The organism is Brevibacillus borstelensis (genome assembly GCF_036700025.1).
GTDB lineage: Bacteria > Bacillota > Bacilli > Brevibacillales > Brevibacillaceae > Brevibacillus > Brevibacillus borstelensis.
Genome location: NZ_CP144922.1, coordinates 5434069 through 5452086, shown reverse-complemented (window position 1 = coordinate 5452086; position 18018 = coordinate 5434069). Strand labels below are relative to the sequence as shown.

Below are 18018 nucleotides of genomic sequence, written 5' to 3'. Positions count from 1 at the left end.
ACTTCTCCTTTATGACGCCTCCTAGGTTATCCATTTTTTGCGGATGAAAATCTCTGCCAATCCCAGATTGAGCAGCATGCTCCCCCATACGGCGAACGCATACGCAGAGGCGTACGTAAGCCCGATTGCGTGCTGGCCGAGCGGGAGCAGGAGATGAATGGCCAGATTCGCGTAAGTAAGAAAAAAGCTGCGTGTGATCCACTTGGAATGCTCGGCAATTTGCTTGCGGCGAATATGGAGATATCCGAGCCAAGCGGTCCCGAGCCAGAGCAAATTCAAGAGGAGGAAACCGGCAACTGTCAAGCCTCCCGCCGCAAACCACGAAACGTAAAGCCCGGGAATGAAGTTCAGCAGGATAGAAACGACGTAGATTCGCCCATTCCATCGATGCCAGGCGATTGACCGGGTACGTATGTTTCGCAGCATGCCGACAGGCCCCGTAATCAAAGAGACAATCGCAAGCACAATATGCGCCCTCAGCATGAACAACCACAACGCCCGGTCGGCGGTAAAGGAATCCCTGGTTGCAAGAAGCTTGATGAATTCGGGATCAGACACGAAATTTTTGGTTACCGTATGCATGATCCACATCAACGCGACGACTGACAGCAGAATAACAACGCCATTCTTTTCTTTCGTTCGATTTTTCACACTGGCAAACCATCCTTTGCTGTTTTTATGTATAATAGATCGGACCGGACCGTCCGGTCTGAACGGTTTCATTATACGGTGTCTTCTGCTAATTTAAAATAGACAGCTTCTCGTAATTCGTGACAATATGAAGAAGTCGCGGAAGGTTCTAATGAATAGGACTGCCTGCCAGGGGGATGAATCATATGAAGAAATCAGATGAGATAAAGGAAAAGATCGTTAATGCCGCCATGCTTTTGTTTAATACGAAAGGCATTGCTCAAACGTCGATACAAGAAATCATGCAAGCAACCGGTTTGCCGAAGGGAGCCATTTACCGGCGGTTTGAAACCAAGGAACTGATTGTGCTGGCTGCCTTTGAGAGAGCGGGGCAAATCATGCAGCAGTTTTTTACACAGGCTGTGGGAGAGGGGACGAGTACGCTCGAAAAATTGCTGAAAATCTCGGCGGTTTACCAGGATGCCGTCCACAACCCGCCCATACCCGGCGGATGTCCGCTGCTGAATACGGCGGTAGAAAGCGACGGAACGTTCCCCGAACTCCGTCAGAAGGCCGCAGGAGCTTACGCGGGCATGGTCAAGTTCGTTCAATCGATCATTGAGCAAGGCATACGCAACAAGGAGTTCCGTCCGGATATGGATGCTGCCGAAATGGCCGCTTTTTTGATCGATTCCATGGAAGGGGCCATCATGGCGAGCCGTTTGACGGGCAGCAATGCCCCGATCGAACGCAATATGAAGTATACGGAAAGGCTACTCAAGAGCTACTTGATTGCATAGCCGTTGAACAACAAGCTTGTGACGAAAAATGGAGCCAAGACAGACGGTTGAATCTCAACTGCCCTACAAATATCTTGGCGAAAGAAAATCACAAAGTGAAAACGGGACGTTACCGTTTGGGGGCTGCCGAGAAAACGATCGGCAGCCCGCTTGGCAAGAAAGAGATAAATCACAAATGCGATCCCCTGCTAGCATCGATGCACTGTCCAGTAATCCACCGGCTTTCCGGAGAGGCCAGGAAAGCTGCGACATCCGCAAATGTTGCTCTCCTATTCGGCAGGCGTATCGGCATGAGACAACCTAGAGAGGCAGCAACTCTTTCAAACACAAAAAAATCCTCATTCGCCAGATGAGGATTTTTTCAACGCATGGCTTCATTTAAAGGAAATGGTTTTCTTATGTTGCACGGCCGTAACCCATTTTGCTTGAAGCAACGTAAGTACAAGTGCGATCAGCAAAAATCCCGCGATCATACCGACGACTCCGCCCCATCCTTGGGAAGACCAAAACACGCCGGCTGTCGTCCCTCCGATACTGGAGCCTATATAGTAAAAGAAAAGGTAGAGCGAAGAAGCTTGCGCCTTATCGTGATGAGCGCGGTATCCCACCCAGCTGCTGGCGATGGAGTGGCTGCCGAAAAATCCGAAAGACACGATCGGCAAGCCCAATATTTTGAGCCACACATGGGAATCCAATGTCAGAATGACTCCGGCCAAGGTAATCAGCAAAGAGAGCAAAAGCGCCTTCTGTCTACCGTATTTGCTTGCCATTTTTGCCATCCAGACGGAACTGAACATGCCTACGAGATAGACGATAAAAATCCAGCCGATCACCGTCTGGCTCAATGAGTAGGGTGGCGCGGTCAGGACATACCCGATGTAGTTAAACAAGGCAATGTTGCTGCCAAGGATGAGAAACCCGATGACATAGAGCGAAAGCAATGCCGGATTTTTCAAGTGATCAACCAGAGACGCAAGCAGCTTGCCGATTTCAGGAGAACGCGGGTGAAAGTTTTGGGACTTGGGCAAACTCGCAAAAAATATCAGGCTGGCCACAATGCTGATGACGCTAATGGTTCCCAGCGCTGCGTGCCAGTTGAACATGTCTGTCATCATTCCGGCAATGATTCTGCCTGCTACGGCTCCCAGCGAGTTTCCACTGATGTACAGGCCCATCGCCACACCGAGACTGGCTGGTTCCATCTCCTCTCCCAAATAGGCCATTGCGATGGAGGGGAGTCCGCCTAAAGCGAATCCCTGAATCACCCGGAAGACCAGCAGGCTTTCATACGTTGTACTGAAGGCAGTCAAAATGGACAAGACGGAGGCGGATAGCATGGAGATCATCATGATTCGCTTGCGTCCCCATACTTCCGATATCGAGCCAAACAACAGCATACTAACCGCCAGAGATATGGTGGTCAAAGAAAGGGACAGGCTGGCCATTGCAGGGGAGATGTGAAATTCCTTGGTGAATTCCGGCATTAATGGCTGCGTGCTGTAAAGAATCGCAAACGTGTTGAATCCGGCTGCAAAAAAGGCCAGGTTCGATTTGCGAAAAGCAGCGGTGCCTTGTTGAATGTAACCCATGACAAGAACCTCCTTACCTTCTTCCGTACGCATTTTTATACTATCACCGGCAACTCATGATGTATAATTCATTGTAATTATGTTTTTCATGCACACGGGTAATAGATAAATCAGCACACGATGTTTACAGAAAGGAGGATTCAAACATGGAGTGGCAACAGCTCGAATACTTTCAAACCTTGGCTCACTTGCAGCATGTGACGCGTGCGGCCGAGTACCTGTCCATTTCCCAGCCAGCCCTCAGCCGTTCCATTGCCCGACTGGAGGAGGAGCTTGGGGTACCGTTATTCAACCGACAAGGGCGTACCATTGTGCTGAATCGATATGGCCAGCTCTTTTTGAAGCGGGTGAATCGCATTTTGATGGAATTTGACGTTGGGAAGCGGGAGCTGCACGATATGGTGAATCCGGAGCATGGAGAAGTCGCGTTAGGGTTCTTGCATACGCTCGGCACCAGCCTGATCCCTGACTTGCTTGGCGCCTTCCGTGTCCATTCCCCGGCGATCCGTTTTCAGCTGACCCAAAATCACAGCTACTCGCTGTTAGAGCAGATGAACGCCGCCAAGCTCGACCTTTGTCTTGTAGCAGAGCCAACCGAAACAAAAGTGCCGATCCAATGGAAGCCTCTCTGGAGCGAGGAGATTTTTGTGATCCTGCCCACGAATCATCGGTTGGCTCATGCCCAGAGCATTTCGATGGAAGAAATAGCGGACGAACCCTTTATCTTTTTGAAAAAGGGGTACGCGCTGCGTGAAACTACCGATGGTTTGTTCCGGCAATTGGGAATGAATCCGAAAGTTACGTTCGAAGGAGAAGAAGTGTCTACCGTTGCAGGGCTGGTCGCCGCTGGTCTGGGCCTCTCGCTTCTCCCCGACGTAGGGTTGGACAAGAGCAAAATCGTGTATATCCCGATCCGGCAGCCAAAGTGCAGACGCGTGATCGGGATCGCGTATGTTGAGGATCGGTACTTGTCGCCTGCCGCCTTGCGATTCAAGCAGTTTGTGATCAACTATTTTGGCAGGATGGAATCGATTTGACGGTACGGTATCGATCTTAGTACGGCATTGGGCTGAAGCTTCCATCAGCCCGCCGCTTCAGGCTTCTCCACATACATTCTGAATAACTGAATGTATAGCGCGGTGCTGATCAAGGCGAGCGCCAAAATGAGGCTGAATATTCCCATAGGCGGCATCCACCCGGACAGGAAGACGGTGACCGGGGCCAAAAATTTCCCGATCGTGGCCTGCAAGCTGTCAGCACCCATGTATTGCCCCCTGGCGTGCTCCGGGGCATAGCGGCTGATAAAGCTCTGTGTCACGGGTGAGCGCACGATCTCGCCAAAGGTGAAGATAACCGTAACGAAAAACAGGAACCATATATTCGTGCTGATCCCGACGAGGAATGTGCCCCCGCCGGCCAACAGCGTCGACAGAATAAAGACATTGCGCTCCTGCCAATGGTTGAACCACTTCGTGACAGGCAGGATGAAGAGGACAAACAAAAGACCGTTAAATCCCAGCAGCCATCCATATATCTCCGTACCGGAAAGCAAAAGGGTATCGCCATTCCACGGGAACAGTGGCTGGGCAGGGACTTCATTGATCACGTATACTGACAAATACAGATCCAGCTGCATGATCGGGATCAGCGCAAAGATGCCTGCCAACGTATACACCAGAAACACTTTGTCGCGAAGAATAACGCCGTAGCCTTTCCATTGTTCCTTGAAAGCGCGGGAAATCGAAGCCGGCGCTTCCAGGTTTTTCGCCGACCGCGGCAATGTTTCATGGACGATTGCATACATGGCAATGAAATACAGCAGCAAGACCAGTGCGCAGGTCCACAGCAGCTCTTGCCGGTAATGAAAGAAGAAAACGGCTCCGAGTGCAGGTCCGAGAACCGCTCCTATGTTGTTGGCCGTCGCAAACGTTGCGAATACTTGGCGGCGGGATTGTGCGGGAACCAGATCGGCAACCATAGCGGAGCTTGCCGGCCTGTAAATGGCTCCTCCCAGACCAAGACCGATGAATGCGATATAATCGATCCAATGGGACCAAGACACGGCAAACAAGGCAAACATCACCGTCTGAAGAAAAGCGCCCAGCAGCATGACAGGACGCCTTCCCCACCGGTCGGCCAAAGCTCCTCCGAGCAGACTCCCGATCAGGCTGAAGATCGGAGGGACCGTCATCAAAATGCCAGCGATGTGATTGCCCAATGCCGCACCAAAATATACAGTGATAAACGGAAAGTACATCCAAAACAGCATGTTAAACAGTGCTTCCCCGATTAACCGGGTTTTCAAATTGTTATTCCATGAACGTATTTTCATCCATATCCTCCTCATTATTGTCAAAGCAGGCATGTTCCTGTTTACAAACAGATACACACCACAAGTTTCCCGGCCGGGTATACAAACTTTAAAGCATTTTTTCAAGTAAATATAGACTTATAATTCAGAATGGTTTATACTACTAATATGAAGGTCGAATATACGTCTGGTTAGTTTGGATGTTTCAAAAAAAGAACACATGTTCGGAATGCTAAAAGACGCTCCTCACGGAAGCGTCTTTTTTGATGCCTGCGCCGCGGCCATAAGCGATTCGAAAACTGGTAAAACGAGTACTTGCGGCAATGCCAAATGGGCAGGCAAAGGAAAGGCTGACGGGAATAACAGGGCAGGCAAGCTATGAAGCCAACTCGCCAAAATGTTATGATGAATGGATAAGTGAGCTTTTGGAGGAGAGTCTATGTCAGAAATTACAGTACATAATCACAAAATGATATTTGGCTGGGAAGAGGATAATGGCTTGGGCGAGAGAATGATTCAGCAAATCCTCAGGGGGGAGAAAACGGCTACTTGTGCACCCAAAGAAGAATATTCCGCGGAAGAATTGCAGCAAACATACGAGCCGGTCGGAAAAATTGTCACCGTCTATGACAAGCATGGCAATCCCAGATGCAATGTGAGACTGAAGGAGGTTTTTGAAACGACGTTTGGAAACCCAGATATGCGGCTTGTCCAAGGAGAAGGAAACGGAGACGATGTCGCTCAATTCCAGGAGGACCATCGGCTTGCTTGGAAAGATATCGGGATTACGTTAACAGATGATACGGTTTTGATTGTCGAATTATTTGAGTTAATCCATGAATAACGAGATGGTGAAGCCGACGAAAAAGATGGAGGGCCTGTGTTTCAACACCAACCAGACTAAGCCTCTTGGCATATCGCTTTCGATTCAAGAATAAAAAAGGATGCCAAATCGGCACCTTTTTTTCTTGTAAGATAACACGATGAGAAGGTCCTTTTTACATAAAAGACGAGAGGATCCTTTTTACCTGGCGCCGATTTTTTACAATACGTCTTTTGTTGATGACCTTGTTCCGCTTTGAACGAAATTTGCTTGTGGTATTGCCCGAGTGGATGACGTGCACATAGTTGCGCAAACGCAATTTGTCATGGCGCAGGCGGATGACGGCGGGATGTCCCCCGGCAAGCCGATACCGTTTTCCTTTCAAATAATCTTTTACTTTATAGATTAACGTATAGAATGCCGGCGACTTTGCATACATCGGCGCAATTCGCTTCTTTTTCGAGTCATACATGTAGCCAAATTGGTTGATCACCGCGGACGTTCCCTTTCTTCTGCGGTGATTCTTGAGCTGCTGGATATAGCTTCGGCGGTACAAATCGTCTGAATCCAACCGCACCAAATACAAATAATGATAGCCCTTGAGGCGCTTCCTGATACTTTTCTGGTACTTGCTTTTGGGGATGAATTTGATATTTTTAGGGAGCTTGCTGTACTTGCGCAGCTCTTTTTTTATTTTCCTTCGGGAGCGGTCCTCATACTCCACGAGAGCGACAAAGCCTTGATTGGTCTGTCTTTGCAAACTTCTCCGCGTATACCGCATAAATATTTTCATCCGGCTTTTAATCCATTTCGTCGTAAATCTCTTCTTGCGGTTGTACTTTAGCTTTTTGGAGTTAAAGGCAATCCGGACGATGATCTTCTTTCGTTTTGCCAAGAAGTCCTCACTCTCCTTTACCAAGCAAAGCTGTAAATATTACATGGTATTGGAGTTTTCCGGGTTTTGCTGTAGTCGGATACCTCTCGGTGATATCCGCACATAAATGCCCCTGGTCTTAGCTGAAGAGACTCTCCCGGTTTCGCCCTGAAAAAAGGAAGGGATATAATGTATGCAGGCCACGGCATGCAAAGCAAAAAGCGATGCATCCAACAATCCTGATTCGGGAGGCAAGCGATGAAAATACTTTTAATAGAAGACGATGTGAAGCTGATCAAATATATCAAGCAGTATTTGACCGCATACGATTATGAAGTTTTCATTGTCGGGGATTTTGAGCGGGTCGTGGAAACAGTTGACCGGGTAGAACCTCATCTGATCATTCTGGATATCAATTTGCCGACGTTTGATGGTTTTTATTACTTGAAACAAATCAGGAAAACCCACGCCGTACCGATCATCATAGTATCCGCCAGGAATGAAGAAGGAGAACAAATCAGAGGAATGGAGCTAGGGGCGGATGACTATATCACCAAACCGTTTAGTGTCGGGATTCTTATGGCCAAAATTAACGCGGCCTTGCGGAGGTCCATGCAATACTCGGATGGGGTCAGGATCGAAGAGGGGAAGCTGGTGCTGCTGGAGGACAGTTTAAAGCTGCAGTATGAAAATCAAACCGTAGAGCTTTCGAAGAATGAGTATAAAATCATCAAATTATTGATGCAAAACAGAGGGAAACTGGTGAGCAGAGATGATCTGTTTGATGTGCTGACCGATTATAACACCTTCGTGGCGGAAAATACGCTCAATGTCAATATGTCCAGAATAAAGGGAAAGCTGAGGGAATTGGGGCTTGAGGATGTCATCACGACGAAAAGGGGGTTGGGATATGTCTTTCATTCCGTTACTGATTGAAGTGATCCAGGACAAGAAAGTGACGATCTTCGTGTACACGATGAATACGTTCTTGATCATTTTATTTTATATGCTTTTGCTGGATAGCGCGGAGTATGTATATCCGATCCTGTTGAGCAGTACTCTGCTCATTCTTTATGTATGCTACGAAGTATACAAATATCATCAATTTGTAAGCGAGATCGAGGACGGAGGGAAGAGTCCGGACTACGCCAAGCATGTCTCGAATCACAAAGACAAGCTTGTTTTTCAGACGCTCTCCAAACTCCATCGTCACTATAACGCAAGGCTTTATGATAACAAAGTCAAACAGAACAATAAAAATGCCTTGTTTTCACAATGGATCCACAACATGAAAACATCGGTTTCCGTCATCCACCTGGCTTGTGAAATCGGACTTGCGGAAAGAGAAAATGATGAGTATTTGGAAGACATCAAGGAAGAGAATGAAGGATTGAAAAAGAACCTGGAGGAAGCTCTGAACTTGCTTAGAATCGAAGAGTTTTCCAGGGATTTTATCGCTCAGCGCATGCCGTTGAAGCAACTCGTCTATCAAGCCTTGAACGAAAGAAGAAGAGAAATCAGGTATAAAGGAATCGAACCGATTGTGGATATACCGGAAGAATTTGAAATCTTGACCGATAAAAAATGGGCACAGTATATGCTTGAGCAAGTCCTGTCAAACGCCATCAAGTATTCCATAGCAGAGCGGAGCGAATCAATCATGATTCGCGCAAGAAAAGAACGGGACAAGGTGATTCTATCGATTATTGATGAGGGGATTGGGATTGACGAAAAGGATCTCCATCGCGTATTTGATCCATTTTTTACGGGAGATGGCGGGAGACGGGACAGAAATGCCACAGGAATCGGGCTTTATATGGTCAAGCTTATTTCGGATCGATTGGGACATCACATTCACATTCAATCACAAAAGAATAAAGGAACGACGGTCGACATCGGTTTTCTTTCAAAACTGTAAGACTTTGAGAGCAAAATCGATATTTTGTTATCCATTCCTCCTATAAACTTCTGCTTAGAACAGAACAAACGTTGCGTATTGGAGGTTTTCTTTCTGATGGAAGTATTAAAAGTAAATGACCTGTCAAAAGTGTACAACTCGTTTAAAGGAGCCAAAGAAGTTACGGCTTTGCATGGAATAAACCTCAGTGTGAGGAGAGGCGATTTTGTTGGCATTATGGGGCCGAGCGGTAGCGGCAAAACCACTTTGCTGAATTTGCTGTCTGGTATCGATCAATGCACGTCGGGAGAAATCTTTATCGAGGACAAAAACATCACAAACCTGTCGAAGGAGGAAATGGCGCTTTTTCGGAGGCACAGTGTAGGCTACGTATTTCAGGACTTTAACTTGCTGGACAGCCTGACGATCTCGGAAAACATCTCCCTTCCCTTGATACTGGACAAGATCGACCCGGCAACAATTAACGGAAAAGTTCAGGAGCTTGCAGCATTTTTCGAAATCGAGCATATCCAAAATAATTATCCTTATCATATATCGGGTGGACAAAAGCAAAGAGCAGCTGTAGCCAGAGCGTTGATCAATGACCCCGCCATCGTATTCGCCGATGAACCGACGGGAAATCTCGATTCAAAATCCTCCAAAAATATTATGAATACGCTGAAAAAGATCAATGAAGAAAGAAACAGCACGGTTTTCATGGTCAGTCATGACCCCTTTGCTGCGTCTTTTTGCAAAAGAATCATTTTTATCAAAGATGGAGCGATCAAGATGGAAATCGCATCGAGTGGCGACAGAAAGGAATTTTTTGACCGCATCCTGGAAGCTGAAAGCATGATTGGGGGAGAGCTCCAATGACGTTTTCCGCGATTGTATATAAAAATTTGAAGTACAACCTCGCCCGTTATATCTCCTTTTATCTCGTAAACAGTTTTATTGTCGCTGTTCTATTTATGTATGGAACCTTGTTTTTTAACGACAGCATCCCGGACAACACGAAAAGTGTGTTCAATTTTTCGTTTGTGGCGATCGTGCTGTTCTGTATCGTTTTTATCTCCTACACGCAAACGTATTTTGTAAAATTCCGAGGAAAAGAATTTGGCGTCTATTTGACATTGGGGATGACTGCCAGAGACCTCAAAAAGATGACGCGACGAGAAAATATCATCATTATCTCCATCTCATTGCTAACCGGAATTACGGCAGGATTGCTTTTTTCGAGGATGTTTTACCTGATTCTGGGCAAATTGCTGAAAACTATCGAATACAGCATCGGCTTTGATTCTTTTTTGCTGACGATCGGTGTCTTTTTGCCGATTTATATCATCAGCACATTTTTTACAGAGAGATATTTGACCAAACTGTCCATCATTGAAGTCATTCAATCCAGCTCGAAAAAAGAAGTAGCCACTGCCAATCCCTTCGTCGGCTTGGTATCTATCCTGTTATTTGGACTAGCCTTGTACCTATTGCCGAAAATTTACACGGATGAAATCTTTGATGGTAGCAAGGCGATGCTTGCGCTTTGTGCAATAGTGGTATTAGCTAGTCCATTCTTCATTTTCGGTACATTGATCAGCACATGCCAATTGTTCATTCGTAAATTTCCGAGGGTGTACAATAACAACTTGCTGGTTCTGTCTAATCTTGCACACCGTTTTTTATCCTACCGGACGATTCTTTACGTGGTTTCCCTCATGGTGTCACTGGGTGTTTTTCTGATCGGAGTCGGTTACACGATCCATAAAAATACCGTTACATTCAATGATTTGGAGAGACCGTATGACTTCATGTTCGTTGAAGATGGTATATACAATCATGTTTCGCCAGATGAGATGCGGGAAGTCATTGAAGATAGCGGCGGAAAGATCGAGAAATATGCGGTCTTGGAGTATCTTTCCTTACCGATTTACAAAATGAAGGATGGCAAAGTGAAAACGGGTGAGCGTACGTATTTCAACGGTGTCCTTGTTAGCGAAAGGAATTACAACAAGCATATGGCTGCAAACAAGGACGTAAAACAAGGCAGCATGCTGGATGTATTTCTTGATGGCGGAGAGATTCAAACGAAACCTGCTGAAGATGTCATGTTTTTGATGAATAAAAAAAGCGTGCAAAGCCCAGGCACATCATTCGATGAGGCGAATATAACAATGAGCTCTTCAGACTTCTTTCGTCAGGTCGACCCTGCCGATGTATTTACCGTCTCGAAAGATCGGATTCAAAGTGATATGGCTCAGTTTGCAAATTTAGAGTATACCAATGCGTATTCAACGTATCACATCTATGTAGTCGATGATGCAGACTATGAAATGATCCGCAGAAAGAGCGGCTATCCCGATACTTCCAAGTATCATTTGATCAACCTCGCCAGCGGTGATAAAAACAAGATATTTGCTGAGATGCTCCGCACTTTGCGGGAAGCGAATCACGCTGATGAGTCCATCTGGAAGGACAAAACCTTTTTGGGTGGACCGAAAAACGAAAGGACCTTGCTGGAAGCATATCGCCCTTTCTCCAAGGCCGAGAAAGTAGAAATAGATGTACAAATAAATGGCGTCTTTTACTTCTCCATGGCGTTTTTGGGAGCGTTGCTCCTGATCTCCTCAAGTATTGTGCTGTTCTATAAAATTGTTACAGATATTGCGGAAGAAACGCAGAGAATCACGATACTGAGAAAAATCGGGATCACCAACCGCGAGATGACGCAAAATCTGACGAAACAGTTGAAATTGATCTTTTCGGTACCAGCCATCTTTGGTGTTGCTATGGCTTTGTACTATATCGCATTGGTGAATACCAACTACTCAAAAATCCATTATACGATGCTGCAGGCGTTGTATGTGGTGGCCGTGTACCTTTTCTTGCAGGTTCTTTTTTACTTCGGGTTAAAGAGAAAGTATCTTTCCAGTCTAAACGACTAGTCAAATTCTGCCGTTCTGGCTGCCTGAAGAAGGCTCTTTCAACTTTCCAGCGTGAATGAAAGTTGAAAGAGTCTCTTGCTTATCTGCACTCTTCCTGTTCCCAAATAGCCAAGAGGGGTTCCTTACATCACCATGATTTGGTATGGGACTGCCTTTTTCCTATAGACAAGTGGAAACGAGAATGGTAGAAAAGAGAGAATAAGCAAGTCCTTTCGTTCAACGGGAGAGGGAAAGAGAAATAAATCCTGAGAAATTATCATAAGATGCAAGATGGCGTGAGCTTGAAGCCGGTTCCTCCTGTAGGGTCATTTACTCGGTCAAGTAGTCCGAATATTCAATTTTGCAGAAAGAAGGTGAAGCTTATGGATACACACGTGATGCCCGTCTTCGGACAATGGATGGCATTCGCACAATCTCCCCCTTATGCGTCCTGAAGAGGACAACCGAAAATAGGGGCTGACCACCCCAACACAACAGGGGGAACCAATCATGATAAAGAAGTTTTTTTCAAGCCCGGTAACGGTTCAGTATGCCGTTTTCATGCTGGGCCTGGCTGTGATGGGCTTTGGAATCGGGATGATGATCGAAGCGAATCTCGGTGTGGCTCCGTGGGATACATTGCACATTGGATTGCAAAAGACATTTGGACTGACCATCGGCAGTTGGTCGCAAATCGTTGGAGCGCTCATCATACTCGCGTCTTACGTAATCGGAAAGATCAGGCCAAACGTGGGCATGTTTTTGAACATGTTTTTCTTCGGGCTGTTCATTGACTTATTCTTGTGGCTGGAATGGATTCCTACCGGCGAAACCTTGACGGAGCGCGTCGTCTTGTTCGCGGGCGGGCTTCTGATCTATACGTTCGGAACAGGGATGTACATTTCGCCGCGAATCGGGGCCGGACCCCGCGACAGCTTTATGCTGGCGCTGCATGAACGAATGGGCTGGGGGATCGGCAAAGTCAGGGTCGGGATCGAATGTACAGTTGCGCTCGTGGGCTTTCTCTTGGGAGGGCCGGTTTCGATCGGTACACTGGTGACGGCAGTAGCGATCGGGCCGTTGATCAAGCAGTTTATCCCGATGTGGGAGCGAATGATGGCCGTCCCGTACGGAAGAGCGCCAAAGAAAACAGCGGTTTAACCTGGCACAAAGCAAAACCACCACGCAAGCATTTCGTTTCCGTGGTGGTTTTTTTAAAAGTACGGTTTGATGGTCGAAAGGAGAGATGTACGATGAAAGTGGCAGCACTTTATGACATCCATGGCAATTTGCCAGCCCTACACGCTGTGTTGGATGAGCTTGAAGACGTGAAACCGGACTTGATTGTCATTGGGGGAGATATCGTCTCTGGGCCAATGCCTGCACAGACGCTCGAGCGTCTTTTCCGGCTGGAAACAAAGGTCCGCTTCATACGTGGCAACTGTGATCGCGAAGTCGTCATGGCTTTTGACGGTGAGCCGCTTCGTCCCGGAATGTCAGCGAAGGGGCGTGAAAAGACCGAATGGGTCGCCAAACAGTTGACACGCGCTCAGCGCGATTTTTTGTCGCAGCTGCCGCAACTGTTTGTCCAATATATCGAAGGGATTGGGGAGGTATTGTTCTGTCATGCGACCCCGCATAGCGACGAGGTGATTTTTACACCGCTCACGCAGCAGGAAAGGCTGGACGCTATCTTTCAGGGAGTTGAGCAAGGAACGGTTGTTTGCGGGCACACGCATATTCAGTTTGAACTGCTTGCCGGAAAAACTCGCGTCATCAATGCAGGAAGCGTGGGTATGCCCTATGCCGACCAGCCCGGTGCCTATTGGCTGCTGCTTGGCCCGAACGGATGCGAGTTTCGGCGGACGGCTTACGACGTAGAGGCTGCCGCAAACGAAATTAGAAGAAGTGACGATCCACAAGCCCATGAGTTCGCAGAGGAGAATGTCGTCCAGGTTCCCACGGCTGCTCAAGCAATGGAAGTGTTTGAGCGTATGTCTGGATAGCCGCTTTTTTAGCGAGGCATGAAAGCGCAAAGGGGTGTGTCCGGCGCTGCACATTGAGCATTTTTTCGATAAGGCATTGATATCGGAATGGGAAGGGCTGCAAAAGCCAGACCCGGCGATTTTTCTTCGGGCGCTTGCAAAGCTTGGCGTTCCGGCAGAAGATGCTCTATTTGTAGGGGATCATCCGGAGAACGATGTCAGAGCCAGCCGGGCTGTCGGAATGAAGGCGGTTTGGAAGAGAAATGAACAGTTTGAAACTGTAGCAGAGGCGGATGCTGTCATTGACGATTTGGGGGAGCTAATCCATATTGTATGGCACGATCATGTTCATCCCTTATTTCCGTATAGATGATCACAAACGCCCAACCCTGCATTTGACATGCTGCCCCCTCCCATCAGGGGAAACCTATTCTTCCTCACGAGGGGGCTGGAGCATGCTTTGCAGCGCTTTTCCAAATAAATCGGGAGGAGCGGCGTTTTCCACAATAGAAGAAAAGATAGCCATGCCATTTTCCAGCGACAATAGAGTCCACGCCATTTCTTCCGCAGATAAAGACGCCTCGCAATGCTCCTTTGCCATCATTTCCTCGATTGTCTTTGAGAGTTGTTCTGCCGATTCCAAGATCATGCTCGACCACTTCTGGCGAACCGATTCCTCTCGCATCGCATATAAAAGAAATTCCATGTTCAGCATGCTCCAGGTCCGGGTTTGCTGTCTGGCTGAATGGAAATAGCGGTTCATCGTCTCATGAAAATGCTCAAGTGAAGGCTGTTGGCTAATAATTTTATGGATAGTGTGCACATGCAATTTCATTTGCTGTTCCAATATAGCAAGAAACAGCTCTTCCTTGGACTGAAAATGGGCGTAAACGGCTCCTTTGCTAAACCCGGCAAACTCCGCGATTTTATCGACAGAGGCCCCGTGAAAACCGAGCTGGGCAAAAGTCTTCGCTGCCGATTCCAGAAGCAATTGCCGTGTTTCCTGCTTGCGCTCCTCTTGGGTCAATCGTCGTCTCGTCACCGCTCGTCCTTCCTTTCTTGACTGCCGTCCCATATACTATTAATATACCGATTAGTATGTAAATTCCAATGAGTATATAAGGAAACATCTGTATTTTTCTACTTTAAATCGTTATTTGCAGCGTCTTTCGGGATAGTCATTTCCCATTTGGCAGGTACTGGTGTGTGCCAATTGTTTGAACTCGCAACATAATGAATGATAAATTGATATACTAGGTAGGAGTAAAAAGAGCTGGTCACATTTCGGGTAGATTAGAAAAGGAAGATAGGGAAAATGCAAAAGGACGAAAAAATCGATACGAACATACAACAAGCCCTCTCAACGGCTCCGAAACAGACATTGTCAAAGATTTTGGCGCAAACCGTGAAGACGGGGATTATCAAGTCGAATTTGATTCCGATGTTTGCGGGATTGACATTGGCCTTATATACGTACAAGATCAGCCCGTTTGAAAAGCTTCCGGAAATCATCTTGGCTTTCGTCGGTTCGAGTCTGGTAATGGGGGCGGCGGGGGCTTTTAATAACCTGTATGACCGCGACATTGACTCTGTGATGGAGAGGACCAAAAACAGACCTACTGTAACAGGGGAAATAGAGCCGAAGACGGTATTGTGGCTGGGGATTGTCATGACGATCCTGGGACTGGCGGCTCTCGCATGGACTACTCCGCTTGCGGCATTGCTGGGGTTTTTGGGACTGTTTTTTTATGTCGTCCCTTATACGATGTGGACGAAACGAAGGACGATCTACAATACAGAGGTGGGAAGCATCTCTGGAGCAGCTCCTCCGCTCATCGGGTGGGCAGCGATTCATCCGGATATCACGCATCCGGCGATCCTGGGCCTCTTTGTGATCATGGTAATTTGGCAAATGCCCCATTTCTATGCAATCGCGATCCGCAAGCACGATGAGTACAAGGCAGCGAAGGTTCCCATGCTGCCTGTAGTCAAGGGCGTCCGCAGAACCTATATCCAAACGAATGTGTATTTGGTCGTATTGATCGCGACCAGCTTTCTGCTTGGCTCGCTTAGCCTCGGACTGATGCTGGTGGCTCTTTTGTTGAGTGTCGCATGGCTGATTTTAAGTGTGTATGGCTATAAAAAAATGGACCCGGAGAAGTGGGCAAAATCGCTGTTCCTGTTTTCACTGCTGCACATGACCGTCTTGTTTTCTACCGTGATTCTCTATTCGCTGGTGGGCGTCTTTCTGGAATTGTAAGCATACCAGTCCGACAAATTCATATGTTGGCGGGTATTCGCAATGGCAAAGGCAGGCTCTGAAAAGGGGCTGTCTTTTTCTATTCCCGGATAAAAATTGAGCTGCCCGATATAAAGAGAAGGACTTAGGCAGCAGAATGGACAAATAGTAAGTATTCCCTGGCGGACTGCAACTATGGAAGGCAGCGGCTGCGCGAGCAACATGCCAGAGGGGATGCAAAAGAGTGGCTGATTCCCCCAGGCCAAATCCGCGCCCTTGATGGTTCGGCACAAGCCGTCGTACCAAAGCTGGGCGGCTTGTGCCTGTAGCCTTTCGTACAAGAGGCTGGATCGCCTATTTCGGCGCTTCTTTTCCCGCATCCTCGGATTCTTTGTCCAGATTGGTCCGAATGCCAATGATTGGACCTTGGGGAGGCGGGGCGATCACGCGGTCGGTCAACTGTTTAAAATCGGGCAAATGGTCCTCGCGGTGTGTGTCGATGGGGAACAATCCTCCTTTCATGTATGGACAATGAATTTGGACTTAGTATATCCAAAGCAAGGCTGTCCATTTAGAACAAAGGGAGAGTAGCTGGATTGTCGGTCTTCTTGTGGGGGCCAGTTAAGTACGGGAGGAAGACAATGAATATAAAAATAGCGGAACTGAAGGACGCTCACGGAGATTACCGCGTGGATAGCATCGATGGCAGCTTCCTCGTTGATTCCGAGCTTGTCCTATCCGTAACCGATGGGCGAATCGGGTATACAGTCAGAGAAGTGCCTGCTTATCAGAAAAGCTATTTGGAAGAGGAAGACGTGGACTATTCCGAATACATCGGCAATCCCGATCAAATCATCTATGTCGCACTGGCAGACGATAAAGTCGCGGGCCTGATTGTGTTGAAGCGGAATTGGAACCATTTCGCTTATATAGAAGACATCAAAGTAGACAAAAGCTGCAGAAGGTTTGGTATCGGCCGCAAATTAATCGAGCAGGCCGTGCTTTGGGCGAAGGCGGGCGGAATGGCCGGCATCATGCTGGAGACGCAAAGCAACAATGTAAACGCATGCAAATTTTACGAGAGCTGCGGCTTTGTCATAGGCGGCTTTGATTTTTTTGTGTATAAAGGCATTCCCGAAAGCAGCGGCGAGACTGCGCTGTACTGGTACCTTCATTTTGATCGGGAGCGAACAAATCGCCATGGAAAGGAATGAGAATATGGCTGTAGTGCCTTATTTTTCGCAATGGGAATCTCGGGAGCTGGTGCCGGATTTTTTGTCCGGGCGCATGCTTCCTGCCGATGACCCCCTGTGGCATCTGTCCGGCGCCTCCAACCGGGAGGAATATGCGACCTGGAGCGCTCACATCTGCGGCATGGCCTGCCTGAAAATGCTGCTCGCCCATCGGCAAAAGCAAATCATTCCAACCATCGAGTTAATGAAACAATGCCGGGAATACGGAGGGTATGTCGAGAACGGGGACGGGACGATCAAAGGCTTGTTCTACCGTCCCTTTGTTTCCTTTGTCGCGGACAAATTCGGGCTTGCAGCCGAGGTCAAGGAGCATACACCGATTGAAGAGATCGGCGAATTGCTCGATCAAGGCCAAGTCTTCTTTGCTTCTGTCCACCCGAGTATCCGCACGCCTGAGGTGACGCCGCCCCGGCAAGGCGGGCATCTGGTGTATGTATTTGGCGGCAATGCTCAAACCCGGGAGGTCGTTTTTCACAATCCATCCGGGGACACGCCCGCCAGTCAGGAAAATGTCCGGTTAAGCTTCGAGGTCTTCGCCCGTTTTTACGCCGGGCGGGGGGTATTGATCAAGCCTTCGCAATAAAGGTAATAGAAATGGATAGAGCTTCAGTTGATGCCTGAAACTCTATCCATTTTTTGTTTGTTTCAGCTAAACTTGTTTACTGCAAAATTCATACGGAGGGACAGTCCGGGATT

The 18018-nt window shown here is 47.7% G+C and carries 19 protein-coding genes and 1 pseudogene; 13 read left to right on the top strand and 7 right to left on the bottom strand.

All coding sequences use genetic code 11. The features are described 5' to 3' along the window. Window positions 1-21 precede the first annotated feature (21 nt). Window positions 22-651 carry a DUF2306 domain-containing protein gene (locus tag V5G20_RS26170; protein WP_122958183.1) on the bottom strand — a complete coding sequence of 210 codons (630 nt, stop codon included), beginning with the start codon at window positions 649-651 and terminating at the stop codon, window positions 22-24. A gap of 185 nt (window positions 652-836) precedes the next feature. Between V5G20_RS26170 and V5G20_RS26165 the strand changes: the two genes are divergently transcribed. Beyond that, window positions 837-1430, top strand: a complete 594-nt coding sequence (locus V5G20_RS26165; RefSeq protein WP_338462811.1) for a TetR/AcrR family transcriptional regulator — start codon at window positions 837-839, stop codon at window positions 1428-1430. A 169-nt stretch (window positions 1431-1599) separates the two neighbouring features. Here V5G20_RS26165 and V5G20_RS26160 read toward each other — a convergent pair. Continuing rightward, a pseudogene (locus V5G20_RS26160) lies at window positions 1600-1686 on the bottom strand (short-chain dehydrogenase); the annotation flags it as partial. Window positions 1687-1804: 118 nt separating this feature from the next. Next, window positions 1805-3019 (bottom strand): MFS transporter, encoded by a 1215-nt coding sequence (locus tag V5G20_RS26155; protein WP_003393051.1) that lies wholly within the window; start codon window positions 3017-3019, stop codon window positions 1805-1807. A gap of 146 nt (window positions 3020-3165) precedes the next feature. Here V5G20_RS26155 and V5G20_RS26150 point away from each other — a divergent pair, with 146 nt between their 5' ends. Beyond that, complete coding sequence (locus V5G20_RS26150; RefSeq protein ID WP_122958184.1) at window positions 3166-4056, top strand: LysR family transcriptional regulator; 891 nt, start codon at window positions 3166-3168, stop codon at window positions 4054-4056. 44 nt (window positions 4057-4100) lie between these two features. Here the strand turns inward: V5G20_RS26150 and V5G20_RS26145 are convergent, their stop codons facing one another. Further along, on the bottom strand, window positions 4101-5351 hold the full coding sequence (locus V5G20_RS26145; RefSeq protein WP_172920432.1) for an MDR family MFS transporter: 1251 nt from the start codon (window positions 5349-5351) through the stop codon (window positions 4101-4103). 427 nt (window positions 5352-5778) lie between these two features. On the opposite strand from V5G20_RS26145, the gene V5G20_RS26140 reads away from it, so the two are divergent. Then, window positions 5779-6174 (top strand): hypothetical protein, encoded by a 396-nt coding sequence (locus V5G20_RS26140; protein WP_422388008.1) that lies wholly within the window; start codon window positions 5779-5781, stop codon window positions 6172-6174. Window positions 6175-6328: 154 nt separating this feature from the next. Here the strand turns inward: V5G20_RS26140 and V5G20_RS26135 are convergent, their stop codons facing one another. After that, window positions 6329-7048, bottom strand: a complete 720-nt coding sequence (locus V5G20_RS26135) for a glycosyltransferase family A protein (protein WP_003393058.1) — start codon at window positions 7046-7048, stop codon at window positions 6329-6331. Window positions 7049-7285: 237 nt separating this feature from the next. On the opposite strand from V5G20_RS26135, the gene V5G20_RS26130 reads away from it, so the two are divergent. The 7 genes from V5G20_RS26130 (at window position 7286) to V5G20_RS26100 (ending at window position 14203) form a co-directional block, all read left to right on the top strand. Continuing rightward, entirely contained in the window at window positions 7286-7963 is a 678-nt protein-coding gene (locus V5G20_RS26130; RefSeq protein WP_338462805.1) for a response regulator transcription factor, read from the top strand. Then, the gene (locus tag V5G20_RS26125; RefSeq protein WP_338462803.1) at window positions 7938-8945 is read left to right on the top strand and encodes a sensor histidine kinase; all 1008 of its coding nucleotides are present in this window, start codon (window positions 7938-7940) and stop codon (window positions 8943-8945) included. The genes V5G20_RS26130 and V5G20_RS26125 overlap by 26 nt, the downstream gene beginning before the upstream one ends. Before the next feature lie 96 nt (window positions 8946-9041). Further along, complete coding sequence (locus V5G20_RS26120; RefSeq protein WP_024984229.1) at window positions 9042-9800, top strand: ABC transporter ATP-binding protein; 759 nt, start codon at window positions 9042-9044, stop codon at window positions 9798-9800. Next, complete coding sequence (locus tag V5G20_RS26115; protein ID WP_122958021.1) at window positions 9797-11866, top strand: ABC transporter permease; 2070 nt, start codon at window positions 9797-9799, stop codon at window positions 11864-11866. Before V5G20_RS26120 ends, V5G20_RS26115 begins: the two co-directional genes overlap by 4 nt. A gap of 489 nt (window positions 11867-12355) precedes the next feature. Then, window positions 12356-13006 carry a YczE/YyaS/YitT family protein gene (locus V5G20_RS26110; RefSeq protein ID WP_003393069.1) on the top strand — a complete coding sequence of 217 codons (651 nt, stop codon included), beginning with the start codon at window positions 12356-12358 and terminating at the stop codon, window positions 13004-13006. A gap of 92 nt (window positions 13007-13098) precedes the next feature. Next, window positions 13099-13851: a metallophosphoesterase family protein gene (locus V5G20_RS26105; protein WP_338462799.1), complete on the top strand. Its 753-nt coding sequence runs from the start codon at window positions 13099-13101 to the stop codon at window positions 13849-13851. A 76-nt stretch (window positions 13852-13927) separates the two neighbouring features. Further along, window positions 13928-14203 carry an HAD family hydrolase gene (locus V5G20_RS26100; RefSeq protein WP_251237876.1) on the top strand — a complete coding sequence of 92 codons (276 nt, stop codon included), beginning with the start codon at window positions 13928-13930 and terminating at the stop codon, window positions 14201-14203. A 54-nt stretch (window positions 14204-14257) separates the two neighbouring features. Here V5G20_RS26100 and V5G20_RS26095 read toward each other — a convergent pair whose 3' ends face one another. Further along, window positions 14258-14872, bottom strand: coding sequence for a helix-turn-helix domain-containing protein (locus V5G20_RS26095; RefSeq protein WP_338462796.1), 615 nt, complete (start codon window positions 14870-14872; stop codon window positions 14258-14260). 273 nt (window positions 14873-15145) lie between these two features. Between V5G20_RS26095 and cyoE the strand changes: the two genes are divergently transcribed. Beyond that, on the top strand, window positions 15146-16090 hold the full coding sequence (cyoE, locus tag V5G20_RS26090; RefSeq protein WP_003392856.1) for a heme o synthase: 945 nt from the start codon (window positions 15146-15148) through the stop codon (window positions 16088-16090). Window positions 16091-16423: 333 nt separating this feature from the next. Here the strand turns inward: cyoE and V5G20_RS26085 are convergent, their stop codons facing one another. Then, the gene (locus V5G20_RS26085) at window positions 16424-16579 is read right to left on the bottom strand and encodes a hypothetical protein (protein WP_003392854.1); all 156 of its coding nucleotides are present in this window, start codon (window positions 16577-16579) and stop codon (window positions 16424-16426) included. A gap of 131 nt (window positions 16580-16710) precedes the next feature. Here V5G20_RS26085 and V5G20_RS26080 point away from each other — a divergent pair, with 131 nt between their 5' ends. Continuing rightward, window positions 16711-17283, top strand: a complete 573-nt coding sequence (locus V5G20_RS26080; RefSeq protein ID WP_003392852.1) for a GNAT family N-acetyltransferase — start codon at window positions 16711-16713, stop codon at window positions 17281-17283. Further along, entirely contained in the window at window positions 17270-17905 is a 636-nt protein-coding gene (locus V5G20_RS26075; RefSeq protein WP_279041595.1) for a C39 family peptidase, read from the top strand. The genes V5G20_RS26080 and V5G20_RS26075 overlap by 14 nt, the downstream gene beginning before the upstream one ends. Window positions 17906-18018 lie beyond the last annotated feature (113 nt).